At 59.9% G+C, this 16,224-nt stretch carries 18 protein-coding genes; 5 read left to right on the top strand and 13 right to left on the bottom strand.

What is annotated here, in order from left to right:
• Window positions 1–231 precede the first annotated feature (231 nt).
• Window positions 232–579, top strand: a complete 348-nt coding sequence (locus ACHZCJ_RS08500) for a hypothetical protein (protein ID WP_321325610.1) — start codon at window positions 232–234, stop codon at window positions 577–579.
• Window positions 580–659: 80 nt separating this feature from the next.
• Here ACHZCJ_RS08500 and ACHZCJ_RS08505 read toward each other — a convergent pair whose 3' ends face one another.
• The 13 genes from ACHZCJ_RS08505 to ACHZCJ_RS08565 form a co-directional block, all read right to left on the bottom strand.
• The gene (locus ACHZCJ_RS08505; protein WP_321325612.1) at window positions 660–1,070 is read right to left on the bottom strand and encodes a helix-turn-helix domain-containing protein; all 411 of its coding nucleotides are present in this window, start codon (window positions 1,068–1,070) and stop codon (window positions 660–662) included.
• A gap of 432 nt (window positions 1,071–1,502) precedes the next feature.
• Window positions 1,503–2,945 carry an AMP nucleosidase gene (locus ACHZCJ_RS08510; RefSeq protein WP_159647725.1) on the bottom strand — a complete coding sequence of 481 codons (1,443 nt, stop codon included), beginning with the start codon at window positions 2,943–2,945 and terminating at the stop codon, window positions 1,503–1,505.
• Window positions 2,946–3,000: 55 nt separating this feature from the next.
• The gene (locus ACHZCJ_RS08515) at window positions 3,001–3,699 is read right to left on the bottom strand and encodes an ATP12 family protein (RefSeq protein WP_321325614.1); all 699 of its coding nucleotides are present in this window, start codon (window positions 3,697–3,699) and stop codon (window positions 3,001–3,003) included.
• Window positions 3,696–4,007: a hypothetical protein gene (locus tag ACHZCJ_RS08520; RefSeq protein WP_321325616.1), complete on the bottom strand. Its 312-nt coding sequence runs from the start codon at window positions 4,005–4,007 to the stop codon at window positions 3,696–3,698. The genes ACHZCJ_RS08515 and ACHZCJ_RS08520 overlap by 4 nt, the downstream gene beginning before the upstream one ends.
• The gene (locus ACHZCJ_RS08525) at window positions 4,004–4,660 is read right to left on the bottom strand and encodes an HAD-IA family hydrolase (protein WP_321325618.1); all 657 of its coding nucleotides are present in this window, start codon (window positions 4,658–4,660) and stop codon (window positions 4,004–4,006) included. The genes ACHZCJ_RS08520 and ACHZCJ_RS08525 overlap by 4 nt, the downstream gene beginning before the upstream one ends.
• Window positions 4,657–5,292 (bottom strand): FMN-binding negative transcriptional regulator, encoded by a 636-nt coding sequence (locus tag ACHZCJ_RS08530; protein ID WP_321325620.1) that lies wholly within the window; start codon window positions 5,290–5,292, stop codon window positions 4,657–4,659. Before ACHZCJ_RS08530 ends, ACHZCJ_RS08525 begins: the two co-directional genes overlap by 4 nt.
• The gene (locus ACHZCJ_RS08535; protein ID WP_394700083.1) at window positions 5,292–6,671 is read right to left on the bottom strand and encodes an RluA family pseudouridine synthase; all 1,380 of its coding nucleotides are present in this window, start codon (window positions 6,669–6,671) and stop codon (window positions 5,292–5,294) included. The genes ACHZCJ_RS08530 and ACHZCJ_RS08535 overlap by 1 nt, the downstream gene beginning before the upstream one ends.
• Window positions 6,578–6,955: a fluoride efflux transporter CrcB gene (crcB, locus tag ACHZCJ_RS08540; protein ID WP_201295693.1), complete on the bottom strand. Its 378-nt coding sequence runs from the start codon at window positions 6,953–6,955 to the stop codon at window positions 6,578–6,580. The genes ACHZCJ_RS08535 and crcB overlap by 94 nt, the downstream gene beginning before the upstream one ends.
• 9 nt (window positions 6,956–6,964) lie before the next feature.
• A complete protein-coding gene (locus ACHZCJ_RS08545) occupies window positions 6,965–7,228 on the bottom strand; it encodes a ribbon-helix-helix domain-containing protein (protein WP_321325623.1) in 264 nt (87 codons plus the stop codon).
• Window positions 7,219–8,226 (bottom strand): ferrochelatase, encoded by a 1,008-nt coding sequence (gene hemH, locus ACHZCJ_RS08550; RefSeq protein ID WP_321325625.1) that lies wholly within the window; start codon window positions 8,224–8,226, stop codon window positions 7,219–7,221. Before hemH ends, ACHZCJ_RS08545 begins: the two co-directional genes overlap by 10 nt.
• Before the next feature lie 2 nt (window positions 8,227–8,228).
• Entirely contained in the window at window positions 8,229–10,517 is a 2,289-nt protein-coding gene (locus tag ACHZCJ_RS08555; protein WP_321325628.1) for a molybdopterin cofactor-binding domain-containing protein, read from the bottom strand.
• A 4-nt stretch (window positions 10,518–10,521) separates the two neighbouring features.
• Window positions 10,522–10,944 (bottom strand): CoA-binding protein, encoded by a 423-nt coding sequence (locus ACHZCJ_RS08560; protein WP_321325630.1) that lies wholly within the window; start codon window positions 10,942–10,944, stop codon window positions 10,522–10,524.
• Between the two features lie 17 nt (window positions 10,945–10,961).
• Complete coding sequence (locus tag ACHZCJ_RS08565; protein WP_321325632.1) at window positions 10,962–11,924, bottom strand: Mrp/NBP35 family ATP-binding protein; 963 nt, start codon at window positions 11,922–11,924, stop codon at window positions 10,962–10,964.
• A 131-nt stretch (window positions 11,925–12,055) separates the two neighbouring features.
• Here ACHZCJ_RS08565 and hflK point away from each other — a divergent pair, with 131 nt between their 5' ends.
• From hflK to ACHZCJ_RS08585, 4 genes are all read left to right on the top strand, one after another.
• Window positions 12,056–13,093, top strand: a complete 1,038-nt coding sequence (gene hflK / locus ACHZCJ_RS08570) for an FtsH protease activity modulator HflK (protein WP_159648093.1) — start codon at window positions 12,056–12,058, stop codon at window positions 13,091–13,093.
• Window positions 13,093–13,944: a protease modulator HflC gene (locus tag ACHZCJ_RS08575; protein WP_321325635.1), complete on the top strand. Its 852-nt coding sequence runs from the start codon at window positions 13,093–13,095 to the stop codon at window positions 13,942–13,944. The genes hflK and ACHZCJ_RS08575 overlap by 1 nt, the downstream gene beginning before the upstream one ends.
• 6 nt (window positions 13,945–13,950) lie before the next feature.
• Window positions 13,951–14,391 carry a nuclear transport factor 2 family protein gene (locus ACHZCJ_RS08580; protein ID WP_321325637.1) on the top strand — a complete coding sequence of 147 codons (441 nt, stop codon included), beginning with the start codon at window positions 13,951–13,953 and terminating at the stop codon, window positions 14,389–14,391.
• Window positions 14,392–14,677: 286 nt separating this feature from the next.
• A complete protein-coding gene (locus ACHZCJ_RS08585; protein WP_321325639.1) occupies window positions 14,678–16,213 on the top strand; it encodes a Do family serine endopeptidase in 1,536 nt (511 codons plus the stop codon).
• Window positions 16,214–16,224: the final 11 nt, after the last annotated feature.

A 16,224-nucleotide genomic window follows, 5' to 3' on the forward strand; every position in this document is an offset into this window, starting at 1 on the left:
GTTCCGGGCAACACGGCGTCGCGAAGACAGCATAGCGCCGAGGCAACGGCACTATCCGGAACGGGCAAAGTTACACAAGTTTACGCCACATCCCATTGTGTTGTCGGGCTGGTGCTTTATTGCTAGACTGGGAATGGCCTGCTTGTTGCGTGAAATGTCCATTCTGGAACAGTTTAGCGCAAATATGAACTTGAAAACGGCATCCCTGACCATAACAAACGTTGAAATCTCTTGACCGACCTCTCCAAAAAAAGACTGGATCGCTTCGTACGGATCGTTGCAAAAACCCGGCGCCAGATATCCGAACATTTTTTCGAGAATCTGAGAATTCCGGCAGCGCCCTGCCTGGATATCCTGCTGGCATTGCACACCGCCGATAGCGCTGCACTGAGCGAGAAGGAGATTTCCGACTATATTTCCTGTGGTCCTTCTGTAACCCAGAGATTCCTTGACCTGATGGTAAGCAAAGGTCTGGTCGAAAAGGACGACGACAAGGTCCGGTTGACCGCCAGTGGCAAAAATGAACTGTCCGGTGTTATGGAGCAGTTTCACGCGGATTTTATCGCGAAGGTCCTATAATTTAGAAAGCGTCCGGGGCGTCTGGCCGCCTCGCGCGGGAGACCGGTTGCACCGCTGAGTCGCTGATGAAAGCAAGCCGTTCAGCCTGCATCGCCCGGCAAACGCGGCGAAGCCAGGGCAGAGACGATCTTGCAATCGCCAACCGTGCCATCACCGCAACATTGCAACATCAACGACAATTCCTCGCGCAGGGCGGTGAGATCGGCAATTTTCTGGTCCACGGCGACGAGATGCGCCGAGGCCACTTCATCGACCGCATCGCAGGGATCCTCGCTGTCATCGGCCAGTCTCAGCAGTTCGCGAACCGATTCGAGCGTAAATCCCAGCGCACGCGAGCGCCGGATGAACGTCAGGCGCTCCATATGGGACAGGTCATAGTCGCGGTAATTTGCCTGTGTTCTCGCCGGCTCCGGCAAAAGTCCGGAGGATTCGTAATAGCGGATGGTTTCGACCTTCGTGCCCGTCTGCTTTGCCAACTCGCCGATTCTCATGCCTGACCCTATAGTTACTACAGGGTGCATAGATAGGAACGAGTCTCGAAAAAGCCAAGGATATATGATGGCCGGAAAGCGGTGTGGGAGCGAAACCGGCGGTCGAACAATGCGGGATGCCCCGCGCTGGCGGCTGGCTCTGTGATCGCTCTGGCGGTCAACGCGGCCATGTTCCTCGTCGAATTTGTTGCCGGCGCGGCGGCAAATGGCCGTGCCTTGCAGGCCGATGCGCTCGATTTCTTCGGCGACAGCACCAATTATGCGATCAGTCTGGCGTCGCCGATCTATTGGCGGCGCTGGCATTCAGCGGCGGCTGGCAGATCGTCTGTCAGACCCGCGGCGAGATCTGGTCGCTGCGGGCGGCGGCGAAGGGCGCGCAAGGACAGTTGTGAGGAGGCAAAGTCGGAACTTCTCCTGCAAAGGGAAAGATCGCTAGCGGAACAACGGCTCGCCAAAACTCCGGAGTTTGCGGCTGTGCAGCGTCCCCTCGTCCGCCTCTTTGGCCAGCAGATCAATCGCACGCAGGCCGATCGCCAGATGCTGGCCCACCCGCTCCTGATAAAAGGCATCGGCCATGCCGGGCAGCTTGATCTCGCCATGCAACGGCTTGTCCGAGGCGCAGAGCAGCGTCCCGTAGGGCACGCGGTAGCGATAGCCATTGGCGGCAACCGTCGCGCTTTCCATATCGATAGCGATGGCGCGGGACTGGTTGAGACGGCGGGCAATCTGTTCGAAGCGCAGCTCCCAGTTGCGGTCTCCGGTGGTAACCACCGTGCCGGTGCGCAATTGCTGCTTGAGCTTCGATTTGTCGATGCCGGTTTCCGCCTGCACCGCTTCGGTCAGCGCCAGCTGCACTTCGGCGATCGTCGGCAGCGGAATACTCGGTGGCAGCACATCGTCGAGCACATTGTCGTCACGCAAATAGGCGTGGGCAAGGACATAGTCACCGAGCCGCTGGGTTCGGCGCAGCGCGCCGCAATGGCCGATCATCAGCCAGACATGCGGACGCAGCACCGCAAGATGGTCGGTGATCGTCTTGGCATTGCTCGGCCCCACACCGATATTGACCAGAGTCACGCCGGGCCGGCCGTCGCTGCGGACCAGATGATAGGCCGGCATTTGCGGCGGCTTGGCAATTGGTGGAGCGGACGGCTTGCCATCCTGACCGGTAATCCGGTTGCCCGGCTCGACCAGCATCGTGGCCTTACCCGACGTTACTTCCTTCAGGCCATATTCGATGAATTCGTCAACATAGCGCTGATAATTTGTAAACAGGATGAACGGCTGGAAATGTTCCGGATCGGTGGCGCAATAATGGCGGATCCGGTGCAGCGAATAATCGACCCGTTCGGCGGTGAACAGCGCCAGCGCCGAGGCTTCCTCGCCCTGGAATATCTGGCCGCCATCGACGATCTCGTCATTGGTCTTGACCAGATTCGGCGTGTGGAAATAGTTCGGCAGCTTCTCCTTTTTCGCGCGATCCAGGCCAGCGCCGGCATCTTCCAGCGCGAAGGCCAGCGGTATCGGCGTGTCGGACAGTTCGACCCGGATTTTCGCCGTGAATGTGCTGTCGATCCGTTGCAGCTGGTCCAGCAGATATTCGCGGTACAGCTTCGGCTCGGTAATTGTCGTGCGATAGGTGTTGATATCGGCGAGATGGCCGGACGCCAGATGGCTGGTCTCGGTCGCCTGATCGGCGGGAATTTCAACGCTGATCTGCGGATACAGGCCCTGTTGCCGGTCATCCTTGGCCAGCTTCGATGTCGCGTAGCGGCGAAAGCGCGCGGCGGTGATTTCAATCTGTTCCGCGTATAGTTTTTCAAGCAGCGCCACGGCTTCGGCAGGCGTGGCACATAAAGTGGATTCGGTTGTCATGTAGTCTCCGTTACAGTTTCAGCCCTTTAACGGAAAAACGGATCAAAGGGAAAAACTAACTACGGGAAAGATCAAGAAAGCGGGCTGCCGCCTCGAATTCCTTTTTCTTGCGATCCCGCAGGGCAGCGGCCTGATCATCGCGCCCCCATTGCTGTTCCTGCCAAAGCTCTTCCAGATTGGCCAGCGGCCAGAGTCGATCAATATCATATTGCTGTTCGACCAGCCCCAGTGTGGCGATCAGCGAGCCAGACAGGCCGACGAGCGACAGCATGGCGGCGATGACAAAATCGGGCTGCGCCTCGACCGCAGCGGTCAGACGGGCAACGGTTTCTTCGGGCTGCGCCTGATAACGGATGCCGTGGATCAGGTTGAACCCCACATCATAGCGTTGCCGCGCCCATTCGAGCAGCGGATCCCAATGCTCCGCCTGATGATCGATCAGTGCCTGCTGCCCCCCGTCGGCCCGGTAATAAAGCATATCGCTGTCGGCAAAGGCCGCGATACGGGAGACGATCCGCTCACGCTCGTTGCCAACCTGGTCAAGCGCGCCTTGCGCAAGAGCCGTGAGCGGCATCGAAACCGGGACAATATCGTCTTCCTGGGCCGCCCATTCCGCGGCAATCGCATCGGCGAGCGCGGGGGTCGGTACAGCCAGCGCATTGCGCTGCGGCGTTTTCATGGGGCGCCCGTCGAGCATGATGGCAAAGGCGTCACCGGCCGGCGACACCGATGCTTCCTTGTAAAATCGCTTCATGGGCCGTCCGCGCCTTCTGCCGCTTTCGCGATTTCTTCCTCGGCAACCCGCGCGCGGATATATTTGCGGATGATCCAGACCGGCAGCACCCACATCTGGGCCAGACCGATAATGAGCAGCACATAGCCCACTGGAGCCGGAACCGGCGGCAGCTTGTCCAGCGCGATCGCCAGACCCAGCATCACCAGCACCACGCCGAGCAGGCGGATGATGCTGATCAGCCAGTGCACGGCTTTTGCCTGCTTTTCCTTCTCCGGATCGGGGATATATTCGTCGCGTTCGTCTTGACTGTCGATCGGATCGTTCATCGGTTCAATATTCCATGCAGGTCCGCCATATGGGCCACCACTATTTCCGCGCCGGCCTCGATCAGTTCATGCTCGTCATGATAGCCCCAGTCGACTCCGACCGGCCGCACGCTGGCGTTGACCGCCATCGCCATGTCGAAACTGGTATCGCCGATCATCGCCGTGGTTTCCGGCGCCGCACCCGCTTCGGCCATCGCCAATTCAACCATCGCCGGATGAGGCTTGGAAGGATGCCGGTCCGCCGTCTGGAGAGTGACAAAGCGGTCGAGCAGACCGTGGGTTTCCAGCACATGCTGCAGGCCGCGGTCCGACTTGCCGGTGGCGACCCCCAGCACCCAGCCGGATGCCTCCAATTCTTCCAGTGTCTCGAGCAATCCCTCGTAGAGCGGTTCGTGCACGCCGCCCGCTTGCCGCATTTCGAAAAAGCCGTCCTTGTAGGATTGGGTCACCGCCGCGACCAGTTCAGTGTCCCCGTCGGGCAGCAGCTGTGATACCGCCTCGATCAGGCTGAGACCGACAATCCGCCGTACCAGATGATGATCGGGTGGGACCAATCCATGTTTGGTAAAGGCCTGATCCATCGAGGCGCAGATATTGGCCTGACTGTCGACCATCGTGCCGTCGCAATCGAACAGGGCTAGCTTGTTGTTCATTTGTCTCCAAATTCCTGCATCAAATGGGCCATCGCCCGCCGGCCCGTGGCATTCAGCGCCGCAGCCGCATTTTTCCGAGCCTCAGCCGGCTTGTTCTGGCCAAGCTTCGCGGTCGGGCGCCAGGCCAGTATTTCCATCTCGAAACCGATGATCGCATCGACCATCTTGTCGAATTTTGCGGCATCCATCTTGTCGCGGTGCCACGGCTGCTTCGGCGCCAGCTTCGCTTCATTCTGCTCCGTCAGGTCGTCAAGCAGGCCGATCAGGCCTTCGCGCTCCATCTGCCGGACCGTCCCCTCCAGTTCCAGCGCCAGATAATTCCAGGTCGGCACCTGATCGTCCATGTCGTACCAGTCCGGACTGATATAGGCGTCGGGCCCATTGATCACACACAGCGCCTTGTGCCCGGCAATATGGCGGGTCAGCGCATTGCCGCGCGACAGGTGGAATTGCAGCGCACCGTCGCCGGTGGAAAAGACCGGCACATGGGCCACACGCGGTCCGTCCGGCGTTTCGGCAAAAACCATGCCGAACCCGATATTGGCAATCATCGCCTCGAGCGCTGCCCGCTCGTCGGCGTCGTGATGATCATTGGCGGATCTGGGCCAGCGGAAGGCGGGATCGGGATGCATTATCTGGGCTTCTTGCGCAGCGCCTGCTTGACCTTGGCCTTGTGCGGCATGTTCTTCTTGTGCGTAGCCTTGCCGGCATTGGGCCGTTCGCGCTTGGTCGGTTTGCCGGCCTTGGTCGGCTTGCCCGTGGTCTCGCCGCGACCGCGCCGCTCGCCCCGCTTGTCCTTGCGGATCTGCTTGGCATGCGCTCTGGCCTGCTGTTTGCGGACCAGCTTGCCACCCGGTTTCTTCTCGTCGAGCGGCAGATCGCCGAGCAGCAGATCGAGCCCGAGATTATCCACCGTTTCGGCAAAATGGGCCGGCAGGTCGGCGCTGACGTCGAGCGTGTGCCCATCCGGATGCTCAATCCGCAACCGGCGGGCGTGCAGGTGCATCTTGCGGCTGATCGTGCCGGTCAGGAAAGCATCCTTTCCGCCATATTTGCCATCGCCGACGATCGGGTGGCCGATCGCCGCCATATGCACGCGCAGTTGGTGGGTGCGTCCGGTATAGGGCTGCAATTCCACCCAGCAGGCCCGGTTGCCGGCGCGTTCGATGATCCGGTAACGCGACTTGGCGGACTGGCCGTTTTCCTCGTCGACGTGCATTTTTTCGCCACCCGAACCCGGCTGTTTGGCAAGCGGCAGGTCGATCATGCCATCGGCGATTTCCGGAACGCCCATGACGATCGCCCAATAGACCTTGCGCACGTCGCGGCCCGAAAAACGCTTGGAAAAGAACGAAGCCGCTCCGGGCGAACGGGCCAGCAGGATCGCCCCGCTGGTGTCCTTGTCGAGCCGGTGGACCAGCTTGGGCCGGGATTTGGCATCAAAGGTCAGCGCATCGAGCAGGCCATCGAGATGGGTTGTCGTCTTGCTACCACCCTGAGTGGCGAGACCCGGCGGCTTGTTCACGATGATCGCGGCTTTGTCCTTGTGGATCACCAGTTCGCGCGCGAAATCGATCTGGTCCTGCGACAGGTCAGCCTTGGCCTTGACAACACGGCCCGGTCGCTCGATTTCCTGCGGGGGTACGCGCAGAACCTGCCCGGCCTGCACGCGATCCCCTGGCGAAACACGCTTGCCGTCCAGACGCAATTGTCCGGTACGCGCCCAGCGCGAGACAATGTTGAACGGGACATCTTCCATGTGCCGCTTGAACCAGCGATCCACCCGGATATCGTCATCGTCGGCGGAGATCGTGAATTGCCGAACATCGAGTGTCTTCAGCGCCTGCTTCTGCTCCTTGGTCGAGCCCTGCGGCTTTTCCTCTTCGGAGCCGCTTTCGGCGGTGGGGTCGAAGCCGCTCATGCCAGCGCTCTGACGGCCATCAGACCGGCGAACAGGGCCAGCACCGAACCGGCGACGGAGACCAGGGCATAGACGATTGCTACGCCCCATTGACTGCGCTCGATCATATTGAGAACTTCCAAACTAAAGGCCGAAAAAGTTGTAAAACCACCCAGCAGGCCAACGCCGAGCAAGAGCCGCCACGGCTCGTCGATAAAACTGCTGCGCGCCAGAACACCGGCGAGCACGCCCATCAGGAGACCGCCAGTCACGTTGGCCACCAGAGTTCCTATGGGGTATCCCACGGGAGCAAGGTGAAAGACAAGTCGGCCGAGATGATAGCGTCCCGCCGCACCCATCGCACCGCCTGCCATGACAAGAAGCGTAGCGTTCATGGGCGTCCCTTAGTCGGCTTGCGTGGTTTTTCCAAGCATATCATTGGTCAGCCACAAACGGATGGCGGTTGCAAGACCGGGCGGTTCCTCTGCGGAGATGCGCTCGACGTCGATCCGGGCGACCAGTGCATTGACTGGCAGATCGCGGCTGTCGGCGGCCGCTTTCAGCATATCCCAGAACAACGGCTCCAGAGAAATCGATGTCTGATGCCCGGCAATGGTGATACTCCGCTTGACCGGCGGGTGGAAGATTTCAGGCCTATCTAGAGCCACCCGGACAATTCCCGTCGGATCAGCGACTCGAGCATGTCCATCCCGGTATCGCTGTCGTTGAGGCAGGGCAGATAGACGAATTTCTCGCCGCCGGCGGCCTGAAACTGCTCCTTGCCCCGTATCGCCAGCTCCTCGCAGGTCTCGAGGCAATCGCTCGAGAAACCGGGCGCGAAAATCGCGATATTCTTCTTCCCCTGTCCGGCCAGCGCTTCCAGCGTCGCGTCGGTTGCCGGCTCGAGCCATTTCGCCCGGCCAAAGCGCGACTGGAAAGCAACCACCAGCTCCCGGCCCATCTTTTCGGACAGCAGACGCGCGGTCTTCTGGCAGTGGCAATGATAGGGATCGCCCAGTTCCAGCGTCCGTTGCGGCATGCCGTGGAAGCTGGCGACAATCGCGTCGGGAACAAAATCCAGCGCCGCAAGATCGCGTTCCAGACTGGTCGCCAGCGCGTCGATATAGGCCGGATCGTCATGATAGGCGGGGAGCAGCCGGATTGCGGGTTGCCAGCGCATGGCAGCAATCGCGTCGAACACCGCATCATGGACACTCGCGGTGGTGGCGCCGCTATATTGCGGATAGAGCGGCGCGATCAATATGCGATCGCAGCCTGCCGTCTTCATCGCTTCCAGCCGGGACGCGATGCTCGGATTACCGTAGCGCATGGCCCAGTCGACCATTACACCATCGATTTTGGGGGCCAGCTTTTCCGCCTGCTTGCGCGTGTAGGACGCCAATGGCGAACCATCCTCGGTCCAGACCAGACCATAAGCTTCAGCGGATTTAACCGGACGGGTGTTGAGGATGATCCCGCGCAAAATCGGCTGCCAGATGACCGAGGGTATCTCGACCACTCTCTTGTCCGACAGGAATTGCTTGAGATAGCGTTTGACCGCTTTCTTCTCCGGCGCGTCGGGCGTGCCGAGATTAACCAGCAGCAGGCCGACTTTTTTCGCCGCGACGGGCGGATGGTCTTGTGGCAATGGTCCGGTTTCACGCATGATCAGGATATTTCTCCGAAAAGTGGCAATTGCCGGAGCCTTGCGCCGGTTGCCGAGAATAGCGCATTGGCGATGGCGGGCGCAACCGCCGGCACACCGAGCTCCTCATAGCCAGCGGATTCTTCCTCGCTTCTGACAAATTCGATCTGGATCGGCGGTATCTCTGCCAGTCGCGGCAGAGACAGGTCGCGCAGTCGCCTGACCTTGGGCAGACCTTTTTCAAACCGGGTGGCACTGCCCAGCGCCATCGCCAGCCCGAAGACAATGCCGCCCTCGATCTGTTGCCGGGCTATATCGGGGTGGATGATCCGGCCGATGTCGACGCTAGCGGAAATGCGGCGTACTTCCAGACCGCTGCCACCCCTGCTGGCGCTCGCGATGATAGCGATATGGCCGCCGCGCATGCTGTGACAGGCCATGCCCTGACCGCTGCGATCCAGACCACCGTCCCAGCCGGCCATGGCGGCAACGCTGGTCAGGCAGCGGGCCAGTCTTGGCGCGTTGTTCATCATCTGCATGCGGAATGAGAGGGGTTCTATGCCGGCCTTCGCTGCCAGTTCGTCGATGAATGATTCGAGATAGAAGACATTGCTGCTGTGTGCGTTGCTGCGCCAGTTGCCGGTCGGCACGCCGACAAAGGCACTATGGTGGTCAACCGTCAGATTGGCGATGTCGTAGGGTATGTCGAGTCCCTCGACAGCCTTGCTATCGGCGTCCCCGATCGAAGAGCGCATAGCTTCGGCATTGCCCAAGCCGTCGAACAGCCTTTTCACCTGTTCGCGTCCCGAAGGGGGAGCGGCAATCTTGATCTGCAGTGCCTCCACGCGGCCGCCCTTGGCCATAGCGGCATCCAGCCGCGCCTGGCTCGGCGCGCGGAAATGGTCGTGCATCAGATCTTCGGCTCGGGACCACATCAGTTGCACCGGCCGTCCCATTTTCCTGGCGATCAGTGCAATCTGCGCGGCGATATCATTATCCAGATTGCGGTCGAACGAGCCGCCGCTCAGCATGGGGTAAAGCGTCACCCGGTCCTGCTGTATGTTCAGCGCTCGGGCCGCCGCCTGTACCGCCGCAACCGGCGCTTGCGTCGCCATCCACAGCTCGAGGCCGCCATCCTTATATTCCGCGGTTGCGGTCCGCGTCTCGATCGGCGCATGCAAGGCGGCATTGGCATGATAGCGCGCCCGGACCAGATTTTCCTCGGTGAATAGGCCGCTGGTTTCTCCACGCGACAGAAAGCGCGTTCCCGGCCCGTCATCCAGCGCCTTTTGCAGAAAACCGTCGATCCGCTCGCTGTCGGCCATGAAGCCGCGCGTTTCGAAAATCGGACTCATTTTATCCAGCGCCCGGTTGGCCGCCCACCAGTTGGTAGCGACCGCCGCGATCCATTGGTCGCCCTCGACCACGTCGATAAAGCCGGTAATCTTGCCGGCACCGGCGCGGTTGAACGATTTCAGCCTTGTCTCGCCGATCGGACCCTGTCTGATCGCGGCATAGACCATGTCCGGCAACCGCACGTCTCCGGCGAAATTGGCCGAACCGTCGAGCTTGCTGGGCAGATCAAGGCGCGGCACGTCCTGTCCGATCAGGCTGCCGGCTCCGGCTGTCCGCAACGGCACGGGATCGGGAAGATTCTGGTTTGCCGCTTCGCGAACCAGCGCGCCGAACCGCAAGCTTTTCTCGCCATTGGCGATCATCCCGTTTTCGACCGTACAGGCTTCCCAGGGGACATCCCATCGTTCGGCCGCCGCCTTGGTCAGCAAGACGCGTGCTGCCGCCCCCGCATCGCGGAAACTGGCAGCAAAAGCAGGAATGGAAGTGGAGTCGGCCGTCACCATGAACTGTTCGCGCACCGCTACATTCTGCGCGATCCATTGCACCGCGGCATTTTCGGTCAATTTTTTGCTGCCGGCCGGCATCAGGGATTCAGCCCATTGTTCGGCCAGCGGGATGTTGCTGTATAGTGAATTGATCGGCGCCGGTTCGACCGCAACGGTGCGCCAGTCTGCGCCCAGTTCGTCGGCGAGAATTTGTGGCAGTACCGTATAGACACCCTGCCCCATTTCGCTTTGCGGCACGACCACCGTGACCTGCCCGTCTTCGGATATTTTCAGAAACGCACCGAATATCTGTTCATTCTCGGTCGCGGCGACGTTCGGTTCGTAGCTGCGCGGCCAGATCGCCCAGGCCAGCGCCAGTCCGCCAAGGGCACCCCCGCCGATCAGGAATTTGCGACGGTTCAGTCCGCTTGCTGGCTGGTCAGGCTGCGCAATATCAGGTTCCGCCGCCATTGAATTATTTCAGCAACCCCAGGCGCGGAATATCGATCTTCGGGCAACGGTCCATGACCACCTTGAGGCCTGCCTCGGTCGCCCGCTGTGCCGCCGCCTCGTTGATCACGCCGAGCTGCATCCAAACCGATTTCGCGCCGATCGCGATGGCTTCGTCGACAACATCACCCGCCGCTTCCGAATTGCGGAAAATGTCGACCATATCGATGTCACCATCGATCGCGGAGAGCGAACCGGCCACCGTCCTGCCATGCAATTGCTGGCCGGCCAGACCGGGATTGACCGGAACCACGTCATAACCCTGATCCAGTAAAAATTTCAGAATCCGGTTGCTGTCCCGTTCAGGTTTTGCCGAGGCCCCGACCAGGGCGATGCGCCGCGTCGATGTCAGCAATTCGGTAAGATCCTGATCGTTTTCCAGCAGCATGTCGCCCTTTCTCCGCCCTATTGATTGTCCAGCCATATCGCCAGCTTTTGCGCAATATCACGAAACGCCTGTCCGTGCACATCGTCGCGACAGGCCGGTGGCATTCCACCGTCACTGGACTTGCGGATCTCGATATCGAGAGGAATTCTTCCCAAGAAGGGCATATCCATGGTCTTCGCCGCCGCTTCCGCACCACCGGCACCGAACGGATCGCTGACCTCGCCACAATGCGGACATTGGTAGCCGGCCATATTCTCGACCATGCCAATGATCGGGATCTTGGCCTGGTTGAACAGATCAACCGCACGGGTTGCGTCCATCAGTGCCAGATCCTGCGGTGTCGAGACTATCACAGCGCCCACCGGCTTGTGATGCTGCATCATCGACAGTTGTACATCGCCAGTACCGGGGGGCATATCGACGATCAGTTCCTCGACATCGCCCCAATGCGCGTCCACCAGCTGCTCCAGGGCCTTGCCGGCCATGGGTCCGCGCCAGGCGATCGCCTGCCCGGGTTTCGCCAGATGCCCCATCGACAGGACCGGCACATCATATTCGTTCGGCACGGGAATCAGTTGCTTGCCTTCTGCTTCGGGCCGCCGGCCTTCGCAGTGGAGCAACCGTGGCTGGGACGGACCATATATATCGGCATCAACCATCCCGACCTTGCGGCCGAGCTGCTGCAATGCAATCGCCAGATTGGTCGACAGCGTGGATTTCCCGACGCCGCCCTTGCCGCTGGCCACTGCGATCAACCGCCGCGCGACCTTCTCTGCGGTCATCGCGATATCGACTTTCTCGATCCCGTCCAGCGCCAGCAGCCTGCCTTTCACCGCAATCTCGATCTGGCCGCGCTCGCGCACGTCCAGTCCGCCAACATTGAGCACCAGAGCAATCCGGCCTTCGGTAAATTTTACGGCGCTGAAACGGCCCTTGGCAACATCTTCTAGCGCTGCCTCGATTGTGGAAATATCGGTCATCGGATCGACATAGTTACACTTTTCTCGGATTGACACTGTTTTTCTGGCAGCGCGCTACCTATAAAGAAACTATGAATGAAAATATTAACGGTGACGCACGCCGCAAATCGATTTTGGGCTCAATTCTGAACATGGCCGGCCCCTGGGGCAATGACGGCGACGGCGGCAATGGAGGCGGCAGCGGCGGTGGTCCGCGCAATCCATGGGGCAACCCCTCCGGCGGACCATCCGGTGGTGGTCGCAAGGGTGCGGCCTCGCTTGAAGAACTGTTCAAAAAAGGCACGGGCGGCGGCTTCAAGGGCGGCATTCCCAAGCGTCCCGGCGGGCGGTCCTGGTGGCCCCTCATGGCGATCGGCTTCATCATCCTCTGGGTGCTGCTGACCAGCATCCATCGGGTCAGCCCTCAGGAACGCGGTGTCGTGACATTTCTGGGTTCCTATTCGCGGACCCTGCAACCGGGCCTGCATTTTTCGCTCCCCACTCCGCTGGAGCAAGTCGTCAAGCTGGACGTCGAGGACATCCGGACGATCGACATCCCCGAAGGCGAAGCCGAGAAGTTGATCCTGACCGGTGATCAGAATATCGTCGATCTCGCTTATTCGGTGCGCTGGAACATCAAGGCGCCGGAACTGTTCCTGTTCCAGATTGCCGAACCGGAAGAGACGATCAAGGAAGTAGCCGAAGCAGCAATGCGGGCGGTGGTCGCGAATTTCACGCTGGATGATACGATCGGCTCCGAACGGACCGAAATCGAACAGCAGGTGGAACAGAATATGCAGCAATTGCTCGACGGCTATGGCGCGGGTGTGGTCATTCGCGGTATCGCCATCAAGAAGGCCGATCCTCCGGCCGCGGTCAACGACGCGTTCAAGGAAGTGTCCGCCGCACAACAGACCGCGCAGACCTATCTCAACGAGGCGCGCGCCTATGCGCAACAGCTCACGGCGCAGGCACAGGGTGAATCCGCCGCTTTCGACAAGGTCTACGAAGAATATCGTCTGGCTCCGACTGTGACCAGACAGCGCATGTATTATGAAACAATGGAACGTGTCCTGTCCAAGGTCGACAAGACCGTAGTCGAAGCCCGGGGCGTGACGCCCTATCTCGCTTTGCCCGAACTGAAGAAACGCGCCCAGCAACCCGCGATAACGACCGTGGAGGGCAAATAATGGGACAGATTATGAAAAATCCCGTGGCGCTCGGCGTGATCGCCATTGTGGCGCTGTTCGTTCTGCTCAACACCATCGTGATCGTGCCGGAAACCCGGCAAGGCGTCGTGGTCCAGCTCGGTGAACCCAAGAGAATTGTCAACCGTTACCAGTCAGGCGAAGCCTTTGGGGAAACCGGTGCTGGCCTGATCGCCAAGATCCCGTTTTTCGAGCAGATCGTGTGGATCGACAAGCGAATCCGCGACGTCGAAATGGAACAGCAGCAAGTGCTGTCCACCGACCAGTTGCGTCTGCAGGTCGATGCCTTCGCCCGCTTCCGGATCACCGATCCGCTGCGCATGTATATTGCTGCCGGCAGCGAAGAACGGGTTTCCGACGAGTTGCGCCCTATTCTGGGTTCCGCGCTGAGGAACGAACTGGGCAAGCGTCCTTTCGCCGCTCTGCTGAGCCCGGAACGCGGTCAGGTCATGGATAATATCCAGGCCGGTCTCAACCGCGTCGCCCGCCAATATGGTGCGGAGATTGTCGACGTGCGGATCAAGCGCGCCGATCTTCCCGACGGCACGCCGCTCGACAGCGCCTATCAGCGCATGCGGACAGCGCGGGATCAGGAAGCCCGGACGATTCGCGCACAGGGAGCAAAGCAGGCCCAGATCATTCGCGCAGAGGCCGATGCCAGCGCCGCGCGGACCTATGCCGAAAGCTTTGGCAAGGACCCGCAATTTTACGATTTTTACCGCGCCATGAAGAGTTATGAAACCACCTTCCAGGACGGTGGTGAGAATGGCCCGCAAAGCTCGTTCGTGCTGTCCCCGGACAACGAATATCTGCGCCAGTTCCGGGGCCGGTAAAGCATCTTGCCTTCGAACCGCGAGATTATCGACGCCTATTATACCGCATTGTCGGTGATGGACGTCGATGGTTTCGAGGCGCTGCACCATCCGGATGTCGTGTATAATGTCGCGGGGAACACGATCATTTCCGGGCGCTATGACAGCTTCGCCGCCCTGAAAGCGGTTTTGCCGGCCATATTCGAGGCTCTGGATTTCGAGCGGTTCCGCTTTGCGGAAAAATGGCGGATAATGAACGACAGTCCGGAGAGCGCAACCGCCATTATGGAGGCCAGAGGCGTCACCCGAAACGGACAGCGCTACGACCAGCGCTACGTTCATATCTTTTCATTTCGCGATGGGAAAATAGCGTCGGTTCACGAATTTTTCGACACGCAACTGGCCAATGACGCGCTCGGCTTTACAGGCAAGCCGGCGTTTGACACCGACGGTCGGTTTGAATTCTGACATCAGAAAGGCCGGATGCGGGGGCCGTCGACTACAAATGTCGTCTTTTCTGCACAATGGCGGTTTTTTTCTGCGAAACGACGATTCGCGGCTTGCGAAAGCTATTTTGCACACCCAAATAGGTTGGCATCGGGAATGTCCCGCAGTTCAGCGCTTAGGATCGGCGGACATATATGCTAATATTCAATTTCCGTTCATGAAAATTGCGCCATTAATCCCGCGATTTTGAACGGATCTGGCGATTGGAACTGATTGGTTCCGCCAGAAATTTGAGAGGAAGATTATAGTGCGTTACGCTTACGGAATTTCAGCCGCTTTGCTATTGGCCGGCAGTGCAGCCACCCTGACCGGTATCGGTCCTGCGGGAGCACAGACCGCCGCCAATGACAGCTCGGTGATGCGCAACGTCGTGCCGCGCGCCGGCGCGCCGATGAGCTTTGCCGATCTGACCGAACAGCTACAGCCTGCTGTGGTCAATATCTCCACCACCCAGCGCGTGCGGGTGAACAACAACCCCTTCGCGGGGACGCCCTTTGACGGCCTGTTCGGCAATCGCCAGAGCGGGGGCGGCGAGCAAACCCGCGAGGCGCAATCGCTCGGTTCCGGCTTCATCATCTCGGCCGATGGCTATGTGGTAACCAACAACCATGTCGTGGCACCCGGCAACCGCAATGCGACGATCGAATCGATTACCGTGATCATGCCGGACCGCACCGAATATGAAGCGGAGCTTATCGGTCGCGATGCAGCATCCGATATCGCCGTGCTCAAGATCAAGGCCAGCAAGCCGCTGCCGTTTGTGAAATTCGGTGACAGCACCAGCGCCCGGGTCGGTGACTGGGTGATTGCCATCGGCAATCCCTTCGGACTCGGCGGGACGGTGACCACCGGAATCCTGTCTGCCATTCACCGCAACACCGGCCAGGGTGGCGCCTATGACCGCTTCCTGCAAACCGATGCCTCGATCAACCGCGGCAATAGCGGTGGCCCGATGTTCGATCTCAACGGCAATGTCATCGGGATCAACAATGCAATCATTTCACCCACCGGCGGCAATGTCGGAATCGGCTTTGCCATTCCCGCCGAAGTCGCCGCACCGATTGTCGAAACCCTGAAAGACGGGAAGACGATCGAACGCGGTTATCTCGGTGTCCAGATCAGCGCGCTTTCCGAAGACCTCGCAGATTCCCTGGGTCTGGAGAAGAATCGTGGTGAATTTGTCCAGCGGGTCGAACCGGATGAGGCAGCAGCCAAGGCCGGCATCCAGGCAGGCGATGTGATCACCAAGGTGAACGGAAAGGCGGTAACCCCCGACCAGACCCTCTCCTATCTGGTGACCAATCTTCCGATCGGCACCGTGGTTCCGATCGAACTGATCCGCAACGGCAAGACGATCAAGGTCAATGCCAAGCTTGGAAAACGTCCTTCCGAAGAGGAACTCGCCGGCAGCACCTTTGACCCGGATGCGGAAGATGATGCGATGGGCCAGAATGACGATGGAACCAGTGCGCAGGCAACCGCCGACGCGCTAGGACTGTCGGTAATCGACCTGACACCGGCAATCGCCCGGCAGATCGGTGTCCCATCGTCGCAGAAAGGCGTGGTGGTAACCACCGTCAATCCGAACAGCGACGCAGCCCAGAAAGGCATAAGACGGGGATTTCTGATCACCAGCGTCAACCGCAAGCCGGTGACCACGGTGGCCGAACTGGATGAGGCGATCAGCAATGCGACCAGCGCTAACCGCGAGGCCGTGCTTTTGCAGATCCGTCGCGGTGCTCGCCAGCCCGTATTTGTTGCGGTCCGGCTACAGGACAATTAAACGCATATAAA

The sequence above is a fragment of the uncultured Parasphingorhabdus sp. genome, assembly GCF_963677535.2.
Classification (GTDB): domain Bacteria; phylum Pseudomonadota; class Alphaproteobacteria; order Sphingomonadales; family Sphingomonadaceae; genus Parasphingorhabdus.